We start from the raw sequence: 22,320 nt of genomic DNA on the forward strand, positions 1-22,320 counted from the left end.
ACTAAGTAGTCTGTGGCTCATCATCTACGGTAATGCAAACCCGATTCTTGCCATGGCGCTTGCCATAATAGAGTCGGGCGTCCGCCAACTGAATAAGTTCCTGGATCGTCTCCTTCTCCTCAGAGCCAGCAACGCCCATGGTAATCGTCGGCTGGATGGCCACTTCTCCAACCGCCACCGGGGTTTCGGCGATCAGCCGACGGACCCGCTCCGCTACATGTATCACGTCCTCCCTCGATGTTTTGGGAAACAGGATGATGAACTCCTCGCCACCCCAACGTGCCACCTTGTCCTGAGGCCGAGTCGCCTTTCCGATCGTTCTGGCAACAGTCTTGAGCACCTCATCGCCCACATCGTGGCCAAAGGTATCGTTGACTGACTTGAAGTTGTCGATATCGATGAGGCCGATACAGAAGAGGCTCGGATATCGCTGTACCTGGGACTGCTCATAGTGCGTCAGCTGAAGAAACGCGCGACGGTTCGACAGGCCGGTCAGCTCGTCCGTCATCGCCAGCGTTTCGATTTCTTCCATCGCAGTCTGGAGCTCCTGCGTTCTCTGCTGGACCTTTAATTCGAGGTTGTGGGTGAGATCGTTCAGGGCGAGATTGCGCTTTTCCACAGTGCGGAGCAGCATCTTGTTCTGCTTCGACGTATTCACGAACCGGGAGTTGATGAGAATCGACTGCGAAAGGATCATCACGCAGAGGCCGATATCCAGCCAGTAGCCGGTCTGGATAATTAGCTTGGCATACAGAATATCGTTAAGAATGAATATGAAGAACGTAGACCAGCCGAAAACGATGAGCTTTGCACCATCTCGATTGTTATGAATGGCCTTGATGGCGATGTACACGAAATACAGTATCGCAACCAGACTAAGCAGCTGATAGAAGGTGACAAGTTCGGCGAACCACACGATTGGCGTGAATACTACGAACAGGAGACCAGCACACCCGAGACCAACTACCAATCGAGCCGCGCGCCGGTCAGTCTCCGCTGGAAAGGCGAATTTCGTAAACAACATCGAAGCGGCGGTCAGCGCATAGAAGGAGCCATACTCAAGCTTCATCAGGATGGAGAAGGGCAGGTCAGGAAACAAAAACAGCATGATTGTTTCGCCCGTCGATACCGTTCTCGCTAGTGCCAATACCGTCACAGCCACATAAGCCAGTGACAGCCAGTCATTCCGGCGCATGAGCCAGAAAGACAGATGGAATAGCGCGGTGACGCAGAAGATGCCTGCTACAAAGAAGTCCCAGTAGATATCGGCGTTTCGTTGCTGGTGTACCGTATCCGCGAAACCAAGCTCTACTGAATACCAAAGCCCAGCCCAGTTATAACTGAAGTTGGACACGTGAAAGAGCAATTCGACTGTCTGGGCATCCTCGGGCAATGAAATGCTCGCGGTACCGTATTGGGGTATGCTGCTCGCTTCAGTCGTGCCAGGCACACCAATCTGCTTCGCCAGGCTGCCGTTGATATACAGGGCATAGCCCGGCCCCTCGTTGGGGATTCGCAGGCCGAGTTTGCCCGTAAGGGATTCGGGCAGCTTCAGCTTGAGGTAATAGGACGTGTATCCCATGACGGGCACCGCCTCACCATCGAGCTCATAGAAGTTCCAGCTGTCCGGTACCACCACGGTGTGGGCGCGGTCATGCGGAAAAGGCTCGGTCGGATCAGCGAACTCTCCGAAGAGAAACAGCCACTCGCCATCCAGCGGCAAAAGCTCAGACGTTCCCAGCGGATAATCCGTGAGATCGATAATACCGGCCTGGGCAAGCGGCCGCTCTGACTCCACGGCAGCGCTGGCGTGCGAAAGGCTTGCATGTGTGAGGGTGAACGCAAGCATCAACAGCGTCAGAATTCTCAGGCTTCCGTAGCTAATGTCCTTGTGGCGCCAGGCCTGGAGATAATCAGTGACGAGCAGGAGCGCTCGTCTGCAGGGCAGATGAATGGTATTGGCCTCGTTCATGAGTCGAATTTTGGTGGAAGCAGGGCGGTTAAGAGAAAGGATAGACTACTGCGGGCCAGCCGGTGCGCTCTAAACTATAGCTTTGCGCTGCGTTTGATGACGGATAGCGGATACGAATGTGCCGACTATACTTCCTGAAACAGATGCATTCGAGCGCGCTACATCGCGTTCACGTAGAACTCGACGATAGGGGAGGGGTAGTGATTTTGACCAGCAGAACGAGCGTGACGCTGGTTTTCAGGGTATTAAGCACGCTTTGTATCCTTTTGGTCCCCATCGCTTCTGCGTCTTCATCCGCGTTGAATGCTGAGCGATTCGATATCTCTGTGAGCGAAACGCAGCAGTCACTGAACGATCACCTCTACTATCAGCTCCACGAAGACCAAAACGGCGGGATCGATCCACAAACCTTCAGCGACATTCAGCAGGCGGCTTCGGAGCCATGGCGTCCGGCTGGCGCTCGTACGCTTAACTTCGGCTTCGAGTCAGGTACGCTCTGGCTGCGAATCCAGCTATTCAACAGCAGTAGTCGATCTATCGAACGCATTGTCAGCCTTAACCATCCCATACTGGATGACATCGAATATTATCGCGTCGAGGACGGGGCTATTGTCCAACGCGTCACCACAGGTGACCATCGGCCCCTCTCCACCCGGTTGATCAACAACCGCTTCTTCGCTTTCCCGGTGGCGCTTGAAGCAGGAGACGAGACGACACTCTACTTCAGAATACGCTCGAAAAGTTCCATGCAAGCCCCGATGATGATCGCTGCGCCGAATCACTTTTACGAGCGAGCACAAAGGGACACGGTCAAGCACGCCCTTTATTTCGGCGTGATGCTTGCCATGTTGTTCTATAACCTCTTTCTTTTTCTATCGTTGCGCGAAAGAGTGTATCTGTACTACATCACTTTCGTTCTCGCCACATTGTTCACCCAGGTTTCGATCACCGGCCTATGGGCCCAATTCTTCTTCCCTGAACTCGGTGCCATTCAAGACCACATCTTCAGATTCTCAGTGCCAACCATGGTGCTTTCAGCCGGGCTATTCACTGTCGCTTTTCTGCGGCTGGACGTACATGCGCCGCGTCTGCACAAGTGGTTCATGGGGCTTGCTGCGGCAACCGTCTGCGTATTCGCGGTTGCCCTCTTCGGCGAGTACAAAACCGTGATATTCGCGTCAGTTGCCGTGCTGTTCCCAACATTTCTGAGCTGCATGCTGGCCGGCCCCTATATGTGGCTGAAAGGCAGCACCCTGGCTCGCTACTACACGATTGCCTGGGCTGGTGTGTTGCTGGCCATACTGGTGTTCACCCTCGCTGTGTTCGATGTCATCCCACGGTCGTCGTGGACAGAAAACAGCCCGCCGCTATTTTCTGCACTCGAGGCCATACTGCTGTCCTTCGCCCTGGCTGACCGCCTGACTCAGGAGCGAAGGCAGCGGTCTGAATCACAGCTGGCCTTGCTGGCTGAAATCGAGCATCGGCGCGCCGCAGAGGCTGGTCTCTTTCGACAGGCGCTCTATCATCACCGTCTGCAGATACCCAATCGCGCCTTTCTCGAATCCTGGTATCAACAACAGGCTGCTTCGAAGCATCGCTACGCGATCTGTCTCATCCATTTTTCCCGGTTCCACGAGGTCAACAAGACACTGGGTCATACAGAGGCAGATCGGGTTCTTCAATTGTTGTCTCAGAGACTCGAGTCACAAGCGGCGGCCTTGCCAGGCGTCGTTTCGCTGAGTCCGGCGGAGACACAATTCGTGTGCAGCATCGAGGGCGCTTCGTTCGCGCTCGTGCTACGAGTACCCGATACGCAGGGGCAGGGGGATGGTCTGCCAGGCCCGGCATTAGCTGCGGCCCTGGACAAATTCGTGCTGGAACTGTCTGAGCCATGCGCTTCGGGTCAACTCATCATCGAGGTAGGCGCGATAACGGGCATTGCCCTCTTACCTGACCATGGGCAGCAGATCGATACCCTGCTACAGAAAGCGCAAATCGCCGTCGATGCCTGTTCGCGACTGAACACGCTCTACACACTCTACAGCGAGCAAATCAATCCCTATAGCGAACGCAGGCTCAGCCTGGCCGGCGATCTTCGCAGGGCCATCAAGGAAAACTTGTTGACGCTTGCGTATCAGCCCAAGATTACGGCGAAGTCCCTGTCGATTGATTCGGTAGAAGCGCTGTTGCGATGGCAACACCCTCAGCATGGGTTCATCGGGCCGAACGAATTCATTCCCGTCGCTGAACAGACTGGCAGTATTCATGCGCTGACGGAGTGGGTGCTGAACGAGGCGTTGAGCAGTATCGCCAGCCTTCGCAAGCAGGGGTTTCATCTGACTGTTGCGGTGAATACATCGGCTGTAAATCTGCGTGATCGGGACTTCCCGAAGAAGGTTTCACGCGCGCTGAAGCGCTTTGACCTGCCGCCAGGGGTGCTCATCCTGGAAGTCACAGAAACCGCCATGATGAGTGATCCTGAGCGAGCCCTGGAAGTGCTGCACGACCTGCACAAGATGACAGTCGGTTTGTCTATCGATGACTTCGGTACAGGCTACTCATCACTTGCGTACATCAAGCGGCTTCCCATCCAGGAGATCAAGCTGGACCGCTCCTTTGTGATGAACCTGGGTCATGCAGAGGGCGGCGACCGTATCATCGTCGAAACCAGCATCAGGATGGCGCACGCTCTGGGGCTGAAAATTGTCGCCGAGGGCGTTGAAACGAAAGACGGTTTCGACATCCTCAACAGTATGGGCTGTGATGTTTTGCAGGGCTATTACATGAGCAGACCAGTTTCGCTGGACGCTCTTCAAGGCGTGTTGACGGAGACTGCGGGCATTTTCAGCCACCCGGAGGCTTGATCGTGCAGGTGCCAATTGCGTCGTGCGAGCCTGCATCGGTCCCTGAACCTTACGACGACAGTACGGATTAGGTACAAATCGAAGGGTCAATATGAGCCATAAGTCCTAGGCAATTTGGACGATTGGCCTTAATATCTACAGAAACTCGCCTGCCCCAAGTAGTTCGATGTCTGGTATCGCAAGGAAGTTCCATACCATCGTCTTTACACGGAAGATAAGCTCATGTTTAAGGTCTCGAAAGCCGCACGGTCATTCGCTCGAAACTGCCTCTTGATAGCCCCTTTGCTACTCGCCCCGCTCGCCCAGGCCAGCTATATGATGCCGGAGCAAATCAAGATCGACATCAATTGGGTACCGGAACAGATCGATCTGGACTACGTGTTTGAGTTCGGCGCCAGCGATGAGACCACAACCGTTGAGGTGAGCTTCTTCGGCGTGTTCTTCGCCACCTACGCCAGCGAACGTGATGAGCCCTGGTTCAATGCTGGCTACGCCTATCACGATCCGGAAGAGAGAGCCTTTGATTTGTCAGCAATGCTACGCGTGTTTCTGTTTGAGGACGGACTGGACGAGCAGACTTTCAATTTCATGAATCGCGTCTCGCTGGACGACACCTATATCTTTGGCTTCGCTTCTGCGATTTATTACATCCCCAACTATTGTGTCCCTTATGAAGATGAGGACTGCCCACCGGTCATCGTTGCTGACGCCTACGGTGAAACCCTGATCACGTTTTATGACAGCGGTGAAGGCACTGATAATCCAAGTAAGGTGAACCTGCCTGGCAGCTTGCCCTTGGCGATGATCGCGGCGATGGGTCTGTTCTGGCGGGGGCGCCGGTCCAAGGTTTGACGGCGAATGGGGCGCTTCACGATGCGAATGAGCGCTAGCCGATTTCAACCCGGTTGCGCGACTTTCGCTTGGCCTTGTAGAGCCCTTTGTCAGCCTGCTGTAACAGACTGACAATTGTCGCATTCGGGCCGAGGGCGGCGCTTAGCCCTATGCTGATGGTCAAGTGGAAGCTGTGAGGCGGCGATTCAATGGCCGTCTTCTCAACCAGGGCGCGTATCCGTTCGGCAAGTTGAAGACCTTCCTCAAGGGTAGTTTCAGGCGCCAGTACGGCGAATTCCTCGCCGCCGAGTCGGCCGAATATATCCAGGTCCCGGAGGCCTTGTCTGATGATTGATGCCACCATCAGCAGCGCCTTGTCGCCGACAGCATGGCCATAGGTGTCATTGATCCTCTTGAAGTGGTCGATATCGATCATCATGATCACGAGCGGACGGTTGAACCGCAAGGTACGATGCAGTTCCTGCGTAGCCAGCTCGAGAAAGTGGTGCCGGCTGTAGGCCTGGGTAAGTGAATCCGTCGTTGCGATGTAGGTCAGTTTTGCGTTGGCTTCATTCAGCTCGCGAGTTCGCTGCTCAACCCTGGCTTCGAGGTTGCTATAGAGTGAGGCGTTCTCGAGAGAGATGGCAGTTTGTGCGGCCAGGAACTGAATGGTCTGCATGTGCTCTGGTGTAAAGGCGTTCCTGGTAAGCGAGTTCTCCAGATAGATCATGCCAAGAATCGTGCTGCGGCTGAGAATGGGTGCGCACAACACCGAGGCTGGCTGCGCCTGTTGCAGGTAGGGGTCGCCGGAAAATCGGCTCCTTTGAATTCTCTCGCCCAGGATCACCGGCTCACGTGTTCTTGCGACATACTGCAATATCGTGGTCGGTAAACTCTGGTCCGTGGAAAAATCAATTGGCCGGCTCAGCTGTACCGCTACCATTTCCCCCATCACAGCTTCGGCTTCGATTGTCCACTCACAAACGCCTGTGGTTTCGTTCTCGTTGGCGAGCAATAAATAGCCCCGTTGGGCGCCGGCATTTTCGATGACCAGCGTCATCATTTTCTGCAGCAGCGACTCAAGCTGTATCTCACCGGATATGGCCTGTGAGGCCTTGATAACCGACATCGAGTCGAGCGTGCTCGCTGGCTGTGCATGCGAAATATCCATAGATCCCCGCATACTTTTTAGATGCCAAACCTCCTGCTGGCCTGCGAGCGAGTGGTGCTGCGCTCTCAGCTGCCGTAGTTTCGCCTCGGCGCCCCAGAATCGGTAGAGGTGGTAGGCTCTGGTCAGATACAGTTGAGCAAATTCGGTTTGCTCGTGTTGCGCGAAAAACGCCGCCAGCAGTTCGTTCCCCAGCGCCTCATCCTGCAGAAAACCACGAGAGCGAGCTGCATCGATCGCCGATTGATAGATTTCGATCGTGGACATGGAACGATCTCCGGACAAGCGCGCACGCTCCGCAGTCAGGAGGGCCAGGCGGTGCTCGTAATTCACCGGCGAGTGCTCGGCCCATACCGTCATTTTATCAATGCAGTCTTGTAGCTTCGCCGTTTCGCGTGATTGAGGAAGAATGGCCAGCGTGGCATAAAAGTGGAACTGAGGTATGTAGGCAGATGAGACCACGCCATCAAGATACTGCTCGCCCTCAGCGGCGGCCCGGGCAGCGCCAGCGTGGTCGCCCATCAGGTAGGACAGGACAAGCCGATTGAAATACACAATAAAGAGTCCTGTGCGATCGCCAGCTTCCAGGAGTTTGGGCACCGATACGTGCTCGTCAAAGTAGCTGCCGGTCAGGCTCGTGGGATGTTCACCATCGTTCTGCAGATTGGATATCGCCTGCAGGAAGATGGAGAAGTGCAGATGGGCGGTTTGTTGTTTTAACTGATCAATGACCGACCAGTATTCTCTGCTCATTTTTTCAATCGCTGGCAAGGGCTCACCTGCGAAGAATCCGTGCACGCCTGTCATCATGGCGGCCCAACCAGCATACTCGAAATCGCCGGTCGCAAGTCCACTCTGGTAGGTGTCTCTCAGCACCGGCTGAGTATCCGCAATGGGTTCTTTCCAGTGCTGTAGAAATGCCGCAAACACATAACTGGTTCGGGCCTTGCAGTCATCCGCCGACAGCTGGTCGACCAGTGTCAAGGCGAGCTTGCCGAATTCATAGCCTGATTCATAATCTCCAAGAATCCCGCTTTTAACGAGGCCGTAAGTGGCATAAGCGGAAGTGGAGCCCTGAGTATTCCCATGGCGATAGGAGAGCTGCACCATGACAAAGACCAGTATCGGGAACAATTGAGGCGCTGCCTGATAGCTGGCAGACAGTATCCGGTTCATGATTCTGATAGCAGCCAGATACTGTGGGTCGGTCATCACGGGCAGATCGGCGAGCGCCTGCGGTGAGGTAGAGGCCAGCAGTGTCATTGTCTCGCCCAGCGCACGTTCGATGTCGCTCTGTTCGGGGCGGTCCGGTAATTCTATTCCGAGTCGACGTACGGCATCGACAGCTTCGGCGACAGCCCCGGCGGACTGGTGTTGGGCAATCAGTGCCAGAATGCGGATTTCAAAAAGCGGAATCTGGTCAAGCTGCTCGCTTGTCCGATTCAGTGCGCTGTCGATGGTGACGTGCATGTCGGCATAGTCACCATTCATATACGCCATTTCGGCGAAGCCGGTATGGAGTTGCAAGGTCAGGTCATACCCGGCGTCCCAGCTGTTTTTTGGGAGCCGAGACAGGCCTCTTCTGTAATAGCGCATTGCGGGCCCGAAGGCAGCCGAGGACTTTGCCCGCTGGCCCGCCTGGCACTGGATGTCCGCATAGCGAAGCAGATCCTTCGAAGTGGTAAACAGCGTTCTCGCCAGATAAAAATGCTTGGCAACTTCAAATAAGGTGTTCGTCTTGTCCTGATAGCCAGGGTTCTGCAGTAGCGCGTTGCCAATCTGATAATGAACGTCTGCCTTCGATGCAGGGGGCAGGAGAGAGTACGCGGCCTGCTGAACCCGGTCGTGAGAAAAGCGGTAGCGGGGCAGCGCAGTTTCCGAGCCAATGGCTGCCTCTTCACTCTCGAGCTGCTGCCAATTGAGATGGGGCGTCCACTTGTAGGCGTCATTCAAGGGGATGAGCAAGCCTGAGCGCAGCATGCTCAGTAGCGTCTTTGCAGCGTGGGGAACTGTTATTCGACTAATGGCAGCCAGCGACTCAAGATCAAACTCATTCCCGATACAGGCGGCAAGACACAGGAGATGCTGGGCCTCTTGTGGAAAAGTTCGAAGTCGGTCCACCATCAGCTCGATGACATTGTCGGTGATTCCGGCCTGTGCAATCAGGTTAGTGTCCCAGGTCCATTGCATGGTGGCTTGTGAAAAACTCAGGAGCGACTGCTGGTACAGGCTGTGCAGAAACTGGTTGATGAAAAAAGGGTTGCCGAGAGTTTTCTCTAGCACGAGCTGTGCCAGCGGGCTGACCATCCCTCGTTGACATTGGAGCGCTTCCGCAAGCAGCGCCTCCACATCAGCACGCTCGAGCGGGCTCAGTGAGATGTTGATGACTGGTAGGTCGGCACTATGAAGCGCTCTGAACAATGCCGAAACAGGCGCCGAAGCGCTGACTTCGTTATCGCGATAAGCCACCAGTATCTGCAGGTGACGAGTCGTGGGGTCTCGCATAAGCTGCTCGATCAGCTTCAGGGACGAAAGATCGGCCCACTGAAGGTCATCCAGAAAGATCACGAGTGGATGATCGGTATCGCAGAATACTTTTACGAAGGCCTGGAAGGTGGCCGTAAATCGGTTGCGGTTTTCGGCGGCGGACAAGGCCGGTACAGCTTGTGGTGTGCCAATGATCCACGCCAGCTCTGGGATGACAGTCGTAATGAGGCCTGCGTTTGGACCCACCGCCTCCAGCAGGCGAGCTCTCCATTCCGCGATCTCCTCGTCACTCTTGGCAAGCAGCATCTGAATCAGCTCTCTAAAGGCCTGGACGAGCGAAGTGTATGGTGTGCCCTTGTCCAGCTGATCAAATTTTCCCTCAATGAAAAAGCCATGCTGTGCCACGATGGGTTTCAGGAGCTCCCGGACCAGTGATGATTTACCAATGCCAGCCGGCCCCGTCACGCCCACCAGGCTCTTCTCGCCCTGCAGCATGGTCTCGAAAGCGCTCAACAGCGTGCTGAGGGCTGCTTCGCGGCCGTAGAGTTGTTGGGGTAGATGAAGGGTGTCAGCGATATCCTGAGTAGCGATGGCAAAATCATCGATCTCGCCCTTGGCTTGCAGCTGGTCATGGCAGGCCCGAAGATCACGACGCAAGCCTGAAAGGCTCGCGTAGCGGTCTTCGGCTGACTTGGCGAGCAGCTTGAGTACAATATCGGACAGCACAAGGGGTATGGCGGGATTGACTGTGTGAAGCGGTGCGGCAGTCCTGGCGATATGCCAGTGCACCCACTCCAGCGGATCATCGGAAGCCAACGGCAGTTGTCCGGTCAGCAGTTCATAGAACGTCATGCCGAGCGCGTAGAAGTCCGATCGATAATCAATCGCGCTGTTCATGCGCCCGGTCTGTTCCGGTGCAAGATAGGCCAACGTGCCAGCCAGTTGGGCCGGATTGCCAAGCTGGCTAGGTTCCTGCGTCAGTTCGGTAGAGAGACCGAAATCAATCAACTTCACCTGCTTCGTCGTGGAATTCCAGACGATGTTCGAAGGATTGATGTCCTTGTGAATAAGCCCCTTTTGATGAACGGACCTCAAGGCATCAACGATCGATAGCGCGAGCGGTAGAAATTCCGCCAGGGGAACCCCGATGCCGGACCAGTGTCTATCCAATGACTCGCCGCCGAAATCCTCGAGCACCATGACCATAGTGTTCTCGTGGCGAAAAAGTTCTCTGGCACCAATCACGCCCGGACCTTGAAGGGCTTGAGTTTGCGCAAATTCATGCGCGAAGCGGGCCAGCTGTTCTGGCGTCGGAAAGTCTACATTCAGCTGTTTTAGAATGACGGGAGGGCTATCTTCGGGTGCGTCCTTGTAATACCCGCGATACACGACCGATTGAGGGCTGCGGTAGAGTTCGTCCGTGCCTATGATAGCCGCGGACTGAAACGAGACGACACTAGGCATGAGACTCCGTTTCTAATTATTATAATGGTATATAGTTTAGACGCTCGCCGCCATTGTACCCCTGTGCAGGCGTCTTTTCTTGGGGGAGCGATGACAGTAAGACTTTTGCGACCCGGCCGCCCGTTGCCCGAAGACGTCAAGACAACGCTCTCTCCGTACATTGCGGAGATCGACCTGCAAAGGGCCCGAACACACATCGGCATCCCCTGGTATGTCTATGGCAAGCCCTGCGCCTTCACCTTCGGACATCATATCTACTTCGCGCCTGGTCGGTATGATCCAGAGTCACCCGACGGAATCGCCCTGATCGCTCACGAACTGAAGCACGTGCAACAGTTCAGAGAGGACGGTCGAGCGGGCATGTCGGTGAACTACCTTTACCAGTATGCGAAAGGCAGGATGCGGCGGAAGGGGCATTACGCCGCATATCTCGATATTGCCTACGAAGAAGCTGCCAGATCCTTACAGGCCCGCGTGGCGGCTGATCTGATCAGTTAGAGAGATTGCCAGGTCAAACACAGACCTGCCATGCTAACACTAACGCGCTGTTCAAGAGGATGTCATCATGTTCGCCAGAGAAGAAGATATGGAGGTGCTGAGGAAACATGGTATCACCAGTATTCAGCATCTAGCTTCAATTGCGGCCGATCTCCTCCGGAATTCCGGTGGCAACAGAGCTTCCCACCCCTCTGCAGGTCTGAGCCAAGAGGACAGGGCATTTTTTAGACGTGTCGGCGCGCATGGTGTTGATGGCGTAGATAAGGACGCCGTTGATAAGTTGAACCGCGATATGGCCACCGAGTATGCCATCCTGATCGAGAGCGCATTGACAAGTGATCAGGTGGCCAGAAAACTGGGGGTCTCTACCTCCCGTGTGCGCCAGCGCATCCTCAATAGCACCTTGTATTCGATCAAGTATGGTCCACGTAGGTTGTTTCCTCTCTGGCAGTTCAGCGAGGGGCGTGCGGTTCGGCATCTTGAAGACGTGCTGCCATTGCTCGACAAGAGTGTTCATCCGCTCACGGCGCAAGAATTCTTCACTTCACCACATTCTGATCTGGAAGGCCCCCGGGGCGAACTCTGCTCCCCAATCCAGTGGCTGGAAATGGGCCATGACGTGGAGAAACTGAAGCATATCGTCCGGTTTCTGTAGTGGCGCGCCCTCAACTTTGGTCATCACATCTACTTTGCGTCGCGCCGATATCACCCAGATACTCATTTACAGACGCCTTGAACTCCCTTTCTAGAGAAGTGGCGTCGACAGCTTCATAGTTCACCAGATCGCGGATGAACATAAGCTTGCCAAATAAGCAGTGATCTTCCTGGCTATATTCCACAGAGCCAAAATAGCCTTTGTATTTCATGTAACTCATATCAAGCCCTCTCGGTGTGCGCGTTCGCCGGGTACATCCGGACCTCGAGCCAACCAGCTGCGTGACCTTGCCGGACCTGCACCTCCGCACGGGGCGGTCGATATACTCGATGTGAAAACCCGGCACTCGCTCGTCGAACTCGAAGACGATCCGGTCGAAGCCGGTGTGAGCGGCGGTACGGACAGCGACGAGGGTCGTGGCAGGCGCGTTAGGCAGCGGCCGGTCGATGATGCCAGCCGTCCATTCTGACGTGTAGGCGGCATCCTGTTCGGCGGTGGGCCGCGGCAGGTAACTATGCGTATTCAGGTCGGGCATGGCACATCGCATGCGAATCAGCCGCCGTAACACGCCAGCACCGCCAGGGGATTATCTTTTTTCATGGCCTGAAATTTTTTGAAAAAGTCCTTGTCGACCCGTTTCTCGCGGGATGTGGCCTTGCTGTCCCTGTAACGCGTCAGTTTGCCTGGGCCTGCGTTGTAGGCGCTATAGCTGGCTCGTGCGAGGTTCTCAGGATTTTTGGTGATCGTGTGTTCACCTTTGCGAATGGCGATGTCCTTCAGATAGTGCATCAGGATTTCCGAGCCGGCCATCGCGTTATAGACGAGATCGTATTTCAGAGCGGTCACATCGTAGAAACCGCGCCACACTCTGGGGTTCACCTGCATGATGCCCACCGATCCAGAAGGGGAGGTGAGAGGAAGACGCTTGCCACCCTTGTCGACGAACTGGCGCCAGCAGCTCTCCTGCCAGGCCGTGGCGAGCATCGCATGACGGAACATCGGATGATAGCTTTGATCGAGCGGCTTCTTTACCAGCGTTGCATTGGCGGCATGATTGAGTGCCTTATGTGCGAGCGGTAGATATTCAGGCATATCCTTGTGCTTGGGAATCCAGATATTGAGACGCTTTGTGAGCTCTGGATCGAAAGCGGCAGGCACGTCGGCGGCGTAGGCTGGCGAGAAAAGCCAGTTCAGGAAATTGAGTTCGATTGGGGCGTCGGGAAGCGGCGGCGGCTCGCCAAAGTTGAAAGACTTGCGCAGCTCCGGGTCTACATCCTCGCCGGAATCTAACGGATCGAGCTGATCTGTAGGTGCCACCATCCGCGCCAGTCGGCGAAGGCCATCGAGTGAGACTTCAATGTTGGTGGACGCCTCGAGCTCGTCCAGTGCTTTCAAGGCATCACCCGCCGCAATGAAGCTCAGGTAGTGCAGGCTTGCTGCCGAATTCGTCTGCTCCAGATCGATTCTTTGAACGATGGGTCCGAGCCGTTGCCAGGTGTGCAGGAAGATGCCTCGCACCGGGTCGCTATGGCTTGAGTCGCCTTGCTCGGTCTCAACAAGCGCCTCGTTCAGGCGATAACGCGCATCGAGCAGGAGGTCCAGTAGTTCGTCCTGAAGCTCAGGTGAGCCGGCCTGGGCGGCCAGATTCTTTGTGACATAGGTAAAGAAGCCATCCCAGGCGTCGAGCTGCTGGTGCCATTGCGCCAGCTCCTCGGCAGTCAGCGCCGCAACCGGTGCCTCGGGAGCGTCCGGGAGGCTGTCTGGCAACGCCACATCGGCCATCAGCATGGCCTTCACTGCATCGTCGCCAGCAGTGACTTCGCTGAGGCGAAGAGATTCAATCAGCGCCAATGCGGACTGGGCCGACTGCGGCCGGGTAAGCAGGCTAAGAAACTGTTTCAGGTCCTGGAAGGGCCGGTTGAGGTCGACGCGGAGATTTTCGAGGCGAGGGTGAACCTGATTCTTGATGATGGTCCAGAGCTGGTTCGGCATATTTTCGGCTTGGCCATCATCATTCAGAAGTTGCGTGTCGACGATGCGCGCCTCGATTCGATTCTGTCCTTCGGGTAGCACTAATTCATGGATTGTCTCCAAACGGCCGCTCCAGCTCAATACGCTGATGCAGCTTCCGCCCAGTGCCGCACCTACTTGCGTGCGTCCTTTCGAGATGACCCGAAGCCGACCCTCGAATCCATCCACCACAGGGTCAGTCAGTGTCAGATAGTTACAATTAGTGCCATCGCTCCACGGCCGCAGGGAATTGTCCGTGCCAGTGAATACCTGCTGGATAAGCAGCTGTTGAATATGCCGATAATCAACATTGATAGGCACCGTGACCGAGCGCACTTCGGCAAAGAGCGGCGCGCTGAAGCACAGCAGTGCAGCAAGAAGGGTCAGTGTCCGGATGGTCGGTAGCATTGCGAATCCAGTTGGAGGGATAGGTAAGAGCATAGCAAAGCTCTGAACTTCCCACCTTAGGTAGACTGAGAGAGGCACTTGTAAACAATTGTCAAAACTTCACTGTACCGATCCTGGTGGCGTTTCTGCTGCGCACTTTTCAGATACAGTAGCGGCCTTTTACGGGAGATGGGTAAACCTTCATGAAAAAACTACTGCGGGGATTTGTGTTTGTACTGTTGGCCCTTGCGGTCAGCGGTTGCGTTCGCTGTGGTGGAAGATGACTCAGTGCGTCAGTTCGCCAGCGATGAACTTGTTGCTATTCTGCGGGCGAAAGGCCTCGATGTTGAAGAGATTTCCGGTCCTGGTGAAATCCCCAGCTTTGATCTCGTGTTCAAAATTGTGCCCCGAGAATCGGGAAGACTCGTCCATTCCTCAGGGTATGGAGTGTGGGAAAAGTCGATGGCCGGCGTAGCTTTGTCCACTTACACCCATGCAACGCTGGGGCTAGAGCCGTTCGTTAAAGGGAAGGAATTCTATTGCTATTGTGCCGGAGAGAGTATCACCCGTCTTGAGGTGGCTGACTTACCTGCCACCTGGGATCAGCTCGATGAAGCCTCGCAGGCCAAGGCCAGCGCTGCAATCAAAAACGATATCAAGGCCGCCTTGCTACTTGCTCTGGAACGGGCCCCGATTTAGAAGCCAGCCCCCCATGTATGTACGCTATATGCCGGAGAGGTGAGAACATAGCAAAGCTGCAGAGCATTTGACCTCAAACTGGCCTGGCTACCAGCACCTTCGTGTACGATCAGGAATCGTTCTGTGGTGCGGTAAGAAGAAAAGCAACTCATACGGTTACTTCATGCGAGCCCTTCTAGCTGCAACCCAGCGCCGACGAAAAGCTCTTGGTTCCGCCAGGCGGATATGTATCTACGGGTGGGTATATCTCGACAGCGTTGTCTTCCTTATAGCGAGGCCGGATGGCGTGTTAACAGGCGCTCCTCTCTGACGGATCATGGAAAAGGTCAGCCGACGGTCCGCCAGCTGACCTGCTTACGCTCAGGGGTAACTGCAGGCGATGACGATGTCATCGACGTAATTAGGTTCAGCGTCGACTGCCGGCATAGTCCCTGTGCCGCCGCTCGACACAGAGCATACGCCGCCTGATTCCGGAGGGCCTCCGTAAGTGACAGTGATGCTGTAGCTGTCTCCAGGAGCGAGGCCGTTCGGCAGTGTGAACGCGCCGTTTCCGGCAGAGTCGAGGAAGCCGCCGTTACCGACGGAGTCTTCAATCATGACAATATCACCGTCCAACAAGCCAGAGACGCTGCCACCTAAAGCACCCGCAGGCTTGGCTTCGTTGGTCGCAGAGCAGGCGATGCTGATGTTCGTAACCGCCTCTGCCTGAATGGTGCCCGACCCGTTAACCACAGGACCACAAGTCACCCCAGCCGATGTAGACTGAACCGTCACTGTGTAAGCCGTACCCGGTTGAAGGTAATAGCTCTGGAACGTAGGCGAAGCAGCCGCAATGGACTTGCCCTGATCTCCGCTGCTGAGACTCAAATAGAGCTCTATCGATGTGCCTTCGGGCAGGCCGGATACTGCGCCGCTAATAACAGCGCCGGTACACACGATATCGGCTGTCACTCGTGGGAACTCTGGCCCACCGTTTGTGGGACTGAAGACACAGGCTAACCCGTTCGGTGCGCCCGTGACGCTTAAGCTGTAATTTCCTGAAAATGAGGCATCAAAAGTGTAGTTGCCATTCGCGTTCACTGTTTCGAAGAAGGCACCTGCCAGACTATCAGTATTGACGATCGTAATTTGTTCTCCGGTCGGCAGCCCGCTCACGCTACCCTCGATACGGTAACCTGCAGAAGGGTCTGCGCCACATTCGATATCCACCGACACGCCAGACAATTCGGCAGCACCACTTATACTGCTGAGTGTGCAGAGAAAACCCTCCGGAAGATTCGACATTGAAAGGTTGTAGTCGCCCGTGAAAAGGCTGGTGAACTCGAACACGCCGTTTGTCACGCTCATGCTCACGGGTGTCAGCCGATCACTGTCACGATTATTGAGCAAAAGACTTCCGCCTTCTGGCAAGCCAGAAACTGAACCGCTGATGGCATACGTCGGCAGCGTATTGCAGATTACCGAAATATCCGAGATCTTCGATGACTCGTAGCTGGTTGGAATCGTGCCAGTGCCATTTTGTACCGCACAGTCAAGCCTTGATGGCACGGTGCTGGCTACAACCACGTCGTATGGCGTGTCGGCGGCGTACGACTCGGGAAAGCTAAACTGCCCGTTTGTCCTGATCACGATACTTTCTTCAAAGTTGGTTAGTACGAGTGACTGCTCCAGGCCCAACCCGGAAACCGATCCGCCAATAGTCATATTCAGTGCGACCGGAATGGTGCAGGTAATGTTGACGTCGTCGATGCTGTTGCCATCACTGGCAGTCGTTCCCGATGCATTGGCAAGCTCACAATGCTCTAGCAGAACAGGGTCGTCGCTGCTGAGCTTGACGTTGTAAGGTGCGGCTGCCTTTACACTGCGAGAGAACTTATAGACGTTGTTTGACGCCAGGCTAATAGTTTCGGTTGTCTTGCCAAGAGCTGACAGGGAAGCAAATTCTGTATTCAGAACCAGCGATAGCGCTGAGCCAGCAGGAAGACCTGTCACGGTTCCTCCAATCCGGCCGGTCGGAGCTGGGTTAGCAAGAGTCTGCGCGTCTTTCCCACAAGCGTTGGTCTCGCAAAGTTTTTCTTTCAGTGCGGGCGCGATCTTTTCAGCAGCTTGGTCAATATGCTTCTTTGCCTCAGCTTCAGTAACTACCGGTTTTTCGGTACCGCCATTCACAGCCTTATCAGCGTTCTGTACGCTCGTAGTGAATTGCTGTTCCGTTCCGGCGAGTTCCACTTTCGTGTTTTTATCGTGGGCTTCCATCGGTATCTTGATACGCTTATCGATACCCTCTCCATCTTTCGAATTATTTATGCCTAGCGTTTGGAGGTATCGGGCGATCCGCATAGCTTTTGGCACCGTTTCGTCGCCATCCTCCATCTGCAGAACGTGAACAATGCTGGCGCATTTCAGAGTGTGCAGCGCCTGGTTGCCAATCATGAAAGTGACATCGCTATTAGCGGCACAATTGAAGCCGCCGTTGGCATCGGTGTACTCAGTGAGGCCCGTACGCGTGATTTTGATGGCTTTGCTGCGCCCGTTGTCGTACTTAGGCGCCGTTAGAACTGTCGTGCCGTCAGCGGACATGCCTAAGGTACTGGCTTGCCCACCCGTGTTGATCTTGCGCCAGAACTGCCCGCCATCTTCCGACACCAGCTGTGTATCGTATCCAGTGCCTTTCAACATTTTACTTCCGTCTGCCGACATGGCGATAATCTTGTTCGCACCGGAAATTTTTAACCGGTTCGAAGGCGGGCGAGCGTCATATAAGGAATATATATAATCGGTAATTCGGTGTGTGCCTTCGGTGACGCTCCAGGTGTCGCCACCATCTGTAGAAAGGTGCACAGCGTTTGCGCCTGCGGCGAGGATCGTCAACCCATTCTGGGACATTTCGACGGAGTAAACATGGTCATCGCGATCGAGAAATAGCCAGGTTTTTCCTCCATCAACGGAGCGATAAATACCTTTGTAGCTTGATCCTGCCATTGCCAGAACTATGACCTGTCCGTCTTTGGAACTGGCGACGTCATGGCTTGCAAACTGTTCAACTGGTCTGTTCACGGGGGTCCAGGTCAGACCTTCATCCGTTGAAATTTCAAGACAGCCTGTGAGGTCGGCGAATGAAGAGTCTAATGCCGTCGAGCCCACCGCAAGCAGTGTGGTGTCATTGACGCTGATTAATGCAGAGGTAGAGCTGCATGGCAGGAAGGTGTTTTCGACAGCCCAGGTTTCCCCCCCATCCCTCGAAATAAACGCGCGCTTGCTAAACAGGTGAGCCTCGTAGCCGATGAGAAGTCTCCCATTCGGTGATACCAGAAGGCCTGAAATCTCCAGTAGCCGGTTCGCCGGCCCAGCAACCGGAATGTCGACGAGTTTCCAGCTCACCCCGCTATCCTTGGACAACATGAAAAATGTATCACCAATCGTACGGCTATACGGCTCCGGGCTGAGGAGAACAGTTCTGCCATCTGCAGATAATGCCGCGCTTAGCGGCGGCCCATACTTATTAATTCGCTCAGCGTAAAGTGTTTCTGAATATGTCGTATAGGCAAGGCCTTCCACGGGCGAGTCGATGAATACCCCGTCAGGCACCTTTGTCTTCGATCGATTGCCATCAGAGTCACAAGCCGTCAAAGTCGAGAGGATATACACTGACAGGAGTGATCCGAGAACACGCTGGTTCCGGAGAATTGCTCTACGCATTTAATGTCCTTAAGGCACAGTCAAGAATTGCGCAAGTTCTGGGTAGGTAGAGCAGGCGCGTTCATTAAAGCCTAGACAAGTGCCTTTAAGAAGCAACTTCGATAGATTATTTGACTGCGGTTTCCTTGAGATTGCTTAGACATGCAGCGCGTGGTTCAGCTGGTCGTTCAGGCATGTGGAGACCTTCAAGGTGGCAAGCCCCTACTTTTCTAGACGCCTGATAGCTCCGTGAAATACTGCTTCTCAAACTCTACTGGCGATAATCCTCTGTTGTTACCGTGACGCCGAACCGGGTTGTAAACATCTCGATGTATTCAAAGATATCCTGCCTCGCCGCTTCTCGGTCACGGTAGATCTTTCGCCGAACTCGCTCGCCTTTGAGGAGCGAGAAGAAACTCTCAGCAACGGCATTGTCGTGGCAGTTGCCGCGGCGACTCATGCTCGGCTTCAGACGATTGTCCTTAAGAAAGCTTGCCCATTCCCGACTGGTGTATTGCGAGCCCTGATCCGATTGTATCAAAACCTCGTTCTTGGGACGGCGCTTCCAGGCAGCCATCAGGAGGGCATCCATAACCAGATCTGTCGTCATACGGGACTTCATTGACCAGCCGACTATCTGTCTGGAAAACAGATCCAGAACCGCCGCAAGATAGAGAAAACCCTCGTGGGTTCTGATGTAGGTAATGTCTGTCACCCACCGCTCATTTGGTTTGTCCGGTTCGAATTGCCTAGCCAGAAGGTTCGGTGCCACATGGCTGGGTGTGCCGCCATAGCAGCCTTTGCGTCGCCTATAGCCGCGCTCTGCGCGAATGCCTTCCGAGCGCATGAGCCGATAGACCCGATTCTTGCTGCACTGCTCGCCAAGATCCTTCAGGTCTAGAGCGATGTTTCGATAACCGTACACTGCACCACTTTCTAGCCAGGACTGCTTGATGAGACCAGTGAGGCGGCGGTTGGCTGCAGCTCGAGAACTTTCCGGATTGGCTAACCAGGCATAGAAGCCGCTGAAGTGTACTTTCAGTACACGGCACATGGCCCGAATCCCAAACTCGCCCTGATGAGCCTTGATAAAGCGATACTTTACTTTGACTCGCTGGCAAAGTATCGAGCGGCCTTTTTTAAGATGTCGCGCTCCTCCGTGACCCGCCGCAGCTCAGCTCGCAGCTGACGCAGTTCGTCCTGCTGTTCGCTGATCTGATGATGCTGACTGCCTGAATCACCGTAGCGCTTGATCCACTTGTACAAACTGTTCGAGGTCAGATCCAGTCTTCGACAGACATCCGCGACTTTGTATCCGCGCTCCGTGACCTGCTTCACTGCCTCGATCTTGAACTCTTCTGAATAGCGTTTTCCGCTCATGAACCACACCCTATGACATTGCGTTATTATAACGCTGTCAGGCGTCTACTGTATCGGGGGCTTTCCACTCGACATTTCCACTCCCTTGCGTGCATTTCTCTCTCCTATGAGCCGCCGCAGGACTCTTGGCGGATTTATACCAGCCGCAGGCGGTGTTTCGGAAGACTTTTTTGGCACCACAAGCCAGAAGGCTAGCGCAGCCATAGCTCCACAAACCGCACAAAATGACACGACATAAAAAAATTCTGTCCACTTTTCTTGTGAAAGCACGACCAAAGCATGAGGTGGAATAACGGAATACTGTAGTGGCAATGTGACTTTGGCAGCGGGGATGGCGCCAAAAACTGCACCCGAAAACATCATCGGCCGCCAACGGAAATAGTTGAATTTCCGGAGTAGCAAATAAGTCGGTACACCGAGCAGCAAGACATACCCTGCCGAGAAGACAAGTAATACGGTAAACTTGAACAGAATCCCTGACCAGAAATAAGAATCGGCAAATATTTCCGAAGAATTGTCGAGCCGCTCTAGAAGAAAGTATATGTTTATCATCAGGGGCGGAACGGATGCTGCCGCCAGAATTGCCAGGATCAGTCTCATATTCCTCCTAGCGCCGCTTAAGGCGCTTGGCATCGCAGCACACTCACTGCGTTCAAGGCAGGGAGCGTCAGGCGTAGTTCCAGCACTTCTTTTCCGAAAAGTCCGACCAGGGATTTACTCCATGGAAGGCGCCGACAAACAGAACCTCGTTACCTCTTACTATCCACTCCATTCCGTGCTCTTCCTCCCATTCACAGTCGAGTTCCAGGTGAACGACAGGAAGAGCTGGATCTTCAGGGGAGGGGACAATCAACACACTTGGGTAGATTAGCGGCAGCACTTCCTTTGGGTGCTGAAAATTCTTCGGGTGGCCGCCTGAGTTCTCCAGAAAGTCGTGGCAGTAGCGAATCGAAGCCCGGCATAAATCGAGAATAACTTTCTCCGAAAGTGAGTTCAGATGGGCGGCGCAGAGTTCTGCATAAGCGATACTGTCGTCTTCCACCGAGAGGGAGATAAATTTCTCAAACAGACCAAAGTAGACCTCTCCCTCCACGCCGAACCGACCTTCAGTGATATTTCTGATGACTTCCACAATCCCTCCTTGGCGGCGCTGCGCAACTCGCGTCTCGCCGATGCATTAGTTAATCGAAAAAGTGTTTTCGTTATGAACTGACGGACAGGGTTTGTGATTGCTTCAGGTTTCCTTGAGTAGAATACCGAAGTCATGAGGTCAGCTGGGCTGGTGCAGAATCGACCTCAGGTAGCCAATGCCTGGAAATGTCCTTCCAAAACAACGACTTCATACATTATCTTGGCGCTGTAACAGAAATCGCTTACGCTCCACCACTTCAATGGCAATTCAAGGATGAGATCCCATGAAAGGCAAAGCAAGGTTAGTCTCGCTCGCTATCACTACGGCCCCATTATTCGCGGGCGCCCTCACCATTTCCGGCCAGGCATTGGCTTTTGGAATGTTCGGCGACGGACCTGCTGCCGGTTATGCCCATGCGCAGTACCAGAACATGATCACCCTGCAGACCAACCAGTGGCAGAAGAGATGGGCCGAGCAAAGTACGCAAAACCGACGGTCCACCTCAAACGCGAAACAGGAACCTGTGGATGCCGCTCCAGCTGAATTGTCCGCCGATGAGACCAAGGCTGTGATCGAAAAGACGCTCGAAATGCACTACGCCATGTTCCCTGTGCGGGCCATGGCCAAGTATTGTCATCAGCACTTTCCGCAGTCGTACTCGGCGGCCCCGCTCCAGCAGTGGGAAAAGAGAAATCACGCCGCGGATATGGAGACAATTCTCGGTTCAGTCGTGAAGGCAGACGAGGCCACCCTCTCCGCCTTCGTTGCAGAGTCAGATGCCATGATGAGCAAGTGGATGGATACCGAAAATGCCGGGAACCAGGCGGTCGTCTGTGGCAGCCTCGCTCAGGTGTTCCAACTGCAAGCCATAGATCTATCAGCCCAACCGGGCAACGCTCCAGCATTCCAAAAGATCGCAATGGTTGCGCGCAACATCAGGAAGACTGGGACGCCGTAGTCCTGCGCTGATAGTCGACGGACTGCCAAGGCAGCGGAAACGATACCTGATTGTCTTATGAGTTCTGCAACGGTTTCAGCGTCAGCGGTGATACATGGCGGCCCTATTTCACCCCCGTACTCACGGAACACAAAATG

At 54.6% G+C, this 22,320-nt stretch carries 13 protein-coding genes and 1 pseudogene; 6 read left to right on the forward strand and 8 right to left on the reverse strand.

Annotated features, from left to right (window positions below; all coding sequences use genetic code 11):
* Window position 1: 1 nt before the first annotated feature.
* A complete protein-coding gene (locus tag ACH3PB_RS20605) occupies window positions 2-1,972 on the reverse strand; it encodes a diguanylate cyclase (protein WP_416397370.1) in 1,971 nt (656 codons plus the stop codon).
* Between the two features lie 206 nt (window positions 1,973-2,178).
* On the opposite strand from ACH3PB_RS20605, the gene ACH3PB_RS20610 reads away from it, so the two are divergent.
* Window positions 2,179-4,836 (forward strand): EAL domain-containing protein, encoded by a 2,658-nt coding sequence (locus ACH3PB_RS20610; RefSeq protein WP_416397371.1) that lies wholly within the window; start codon window positions 2,179-2,181, stop codon window positions 4,834-4,836.
* Window positions 4,837-5,058: 222 nt separating this feature from the next.
* Window positions 5,059-5,688, forward strand: coding sequence for a hypothetical protein (locus tag ACH3PB_RS20615; RefSeq protein ID WP_416397372.1), 630 nt, complete (start codon window positions 5,059-5,061; stop codon window positions 5,686-5,688).
* 34 nt (window positions 5,689-5,722) lie between these two features.
* Here the strand turns inward: ACH3PB_RS20615 and ACH3PB_RS20620 are convergent, their stop codons facing one another.
* Window positions 5,723-10,786, reverse strand: a complete 5,064-nt coding sequence (locus tag ACH3PB_RS20620; RefSeq protein ID WP_416397373.1) for a diguanylate cyclase — start codon at window positions 10,784-10,786, stop codon at window positions 5,723-5,725.
* A gap of 90 nt (window positions 10,787-10,876) precedes the next feature.
* Here ACH3PB_RS20620 and ACH3PB_RS20625 point away from each other — a divergent pair, with 90 nt between their 5' ends.
* Window positions 10,877-11,284: a DUF4157 domain-containing protein gene (locus ACH3PB_RS20625; RefSeq protein WP_416397374.1), complete on the forward strand. Its 408-nt coding sequence runs from the start codon at window positions 10,877-10,879 to the stop codon at window positions 11,282-11,284.
* 67 nt (window positions 11,285-11,351) lie between these two features.
* Window positions 11,352-11,939, forward strand: a complete 588-nt coding sequence (locus tag ACH3PB_RS20630) for a hypothetical protein (RefSeq protein ID WP_416397375.1) — start codon at window positions 11,352-11,354, stop codon at window positions 11,937-11,939.
* 10 nt (window positions 11,940-11,949) lie between these two features.
* Here the strand turns inward: ACH3PB_RS20630 and ACH3PB_RS20635 are convergent, their stop codons facing one another.
* Window positions 11,950-12,474, reverse strand: coding sequence for a hypothetical protein (locus ACH3PB_RS20635; protein ID WP_416397376.1), 525 nt, complete (start codon window positions 12,472-12,474; stop codon window positions 11,950-11,952).
* 17 nt (window positions 12,475-12,491) lie between these two features.
* A complete protein-coding gene (locus ACH3PB_RS20640) occupies window positions 12,492-14,357 on the reverse strand; it encodes a lytic transglycosylase domain-containing protein (protein ID WP_416397377.1) in 1,866 nt (621 codons plus the stop codon).
* Window positions 14,358-14,624: 267 nt separating this feature from the next.
* On the opposite strand from ACH3PB_RS20640, the gene ACH3PB_RS20645 reads away from it, so the two are divergent.
* Window positions 14,625-15,035: a hypothetical protein gene (locus tag ACH3PB_RS20645; RefSeq protein WP_416397378.1), complete on the forward strand. Its 411-nt coding sequence runs from the start codon at window positions 14,625-14,627 to the stop codon at window positions 15,033-15,035.
* 360 nt (window positions 15,036-15,395) lie between these two features.
* Here ACH3PB_RS20645 and ACH3PB_RS20650 read toward each other — a convergent pair whose 3' ends face one another.
* The 4 genes and pseudogenes from ACH3PB_RS20650 to ACH3PB_RS20665 all read right to left on the reverse strand — a co-directional run bounded on the left by ACH3PB_RS20650 (window position 15,396) and on the right by ACH3PB_RS20665 (window position 21,225).
* Complete coding sequence (locus ACH3PB_RS20650) at window positions 15,396-18,734, reverse strand: WD40/YVTN/BNR-like repeat-containing protein (RefSeq protein ID WP_416397379.1); 3,339 nt, start codon at window positions 18,732-18,734, stop codon at window positions 15,396-15,398.
* Window positions 18,735-18,943: 209 nt separating this feature from the next.
* A pseudogene (locus tag ACH3PB_RS20655) lies at window positions 18,944-20,093 on the reverse strand (IS3 family transposase).
* Window positions 20,094-20,138: 45 nt separating this feature from the next.
* Window positions 20,139-20,693, reverse strand: a complete 555-nt coding sequence (locus ACH3PB_RS20660) for a hypothetical protein (RefSeq protein WP_416397380.1) — start codon at window positions 20,691-20,693, stop codon at window positions 20,139-20,141.
* A 67-nt stretch (window positions 20,694-20,760) separates the two neighbouring features.
* Complete coding sequence (locus tag ACH3PB_RS20665) at window positions 20,761-21,225, reverse strand: DUF6985 domain-containing protein (RefSeq protein WP_416397381.1); 465 nt, start codon at window positions 21,223-21,225, stop codon at window positions 20,761-20,763.
* Window positions 21,226-21,508: 283 nt separating this feature from the next.
* On the opposite strand from ACH3PB_RS20665, the gene ACH3PB_RS20670 reads away from it, so the two are divergent.
* Window positions 21,509-22,183, forward strand: a complete 675-nt coding sequence (locus ACH3PB_RS20670; RefSeq protein WP_416397382.1) for a hypothetical protein — start codon at window positions 21,509-21,511, stop codon at window positions 22,181-22,183.
* The last annotated feature ends 137 nt before the right edge of the window (window positions 22,184-22,320 follow it).

The sequence above is a fragment of the Allohahella sp. A8 genome (assembly GCF_047946665.1).
Taxonomy (GTDB): Bacteria; Pseudomonadota; Gammaproteobacteria; order Pseudomonadales; family Oleiphilaceae; genus Allohahella.

Coding starts and splice junctions, on each gene's coding strand:
- ACH3PB_RS20605 (WP_416397370.1), bottom strand. CDS start 1,972: ATGAACGAGGCCAATACCATTCATCTGCCCTGCAGACGAGCGCTCCTG.
- ACH3PB_RS20615 (WP_416397372.1), top strand. CDS start 5,059: ATGTTTAAGGTCTCGAAAGCCGCACGGTCATTCGCTCGAAACTGCCTC.
- ACH3PB_RS20620 (WP_416397373.1), bottom strand. CDS start 10,786: ATGCCTAGTGTCGTCTCGTTTCAGTCCGCGGCTATCATAGGCACGGAC.
- ACH3PB_RS20625 (WP_416397374.1), top strand. CDS start 10,877: ATGACAGTAAGACTTTTGCGACCCGGCCGCCCGTTGCCCGAAGACGTC.
- ACH3PB_RS20630 (WP_416397375.1), top strand. CDS start 11,352: ATGTTCGCCAGAGAAGAAGATATGGAGGTGCTGAGGAAACATGGTATC.
- ACH3PB_RS20635 (WP_416397376.1), bottom strand. CDS start 12,474: ATGCCCGACCTGAATACGCATAGTTACCTGCCGCGGCCCACCGCCGAA.
- ACH3PB_RS20640 (WP_416397377.1), bottom strand. CDS start 14,357: ATGCTACCGACCATCCGGACACTGACCCTTCTTGCTGCACTGCTGTGC.
- ACH3PB_RS20650 (WP_416397379.1), bottom strand. CDS start 18,734: ATGCGTAGAGCAATTCTCCGGAACCAGCGTGTTCTCGGATCACTCCTG.
- ACH3PB_RS20660 (WP_416397380.1), bottom strand. CDS start 20,693: ATGAGACTGATCCTGGCAATTCTGGCGGCAGCATCCGTTCCGCCCCTG.
- ACH3PB_RS20670 (WP_416397382.1), top strand. CDS start 21,509: ATGAAAGGCAAAGCAAGGTTAGTCTCGCTCGCTATCACTACGGCCCCA.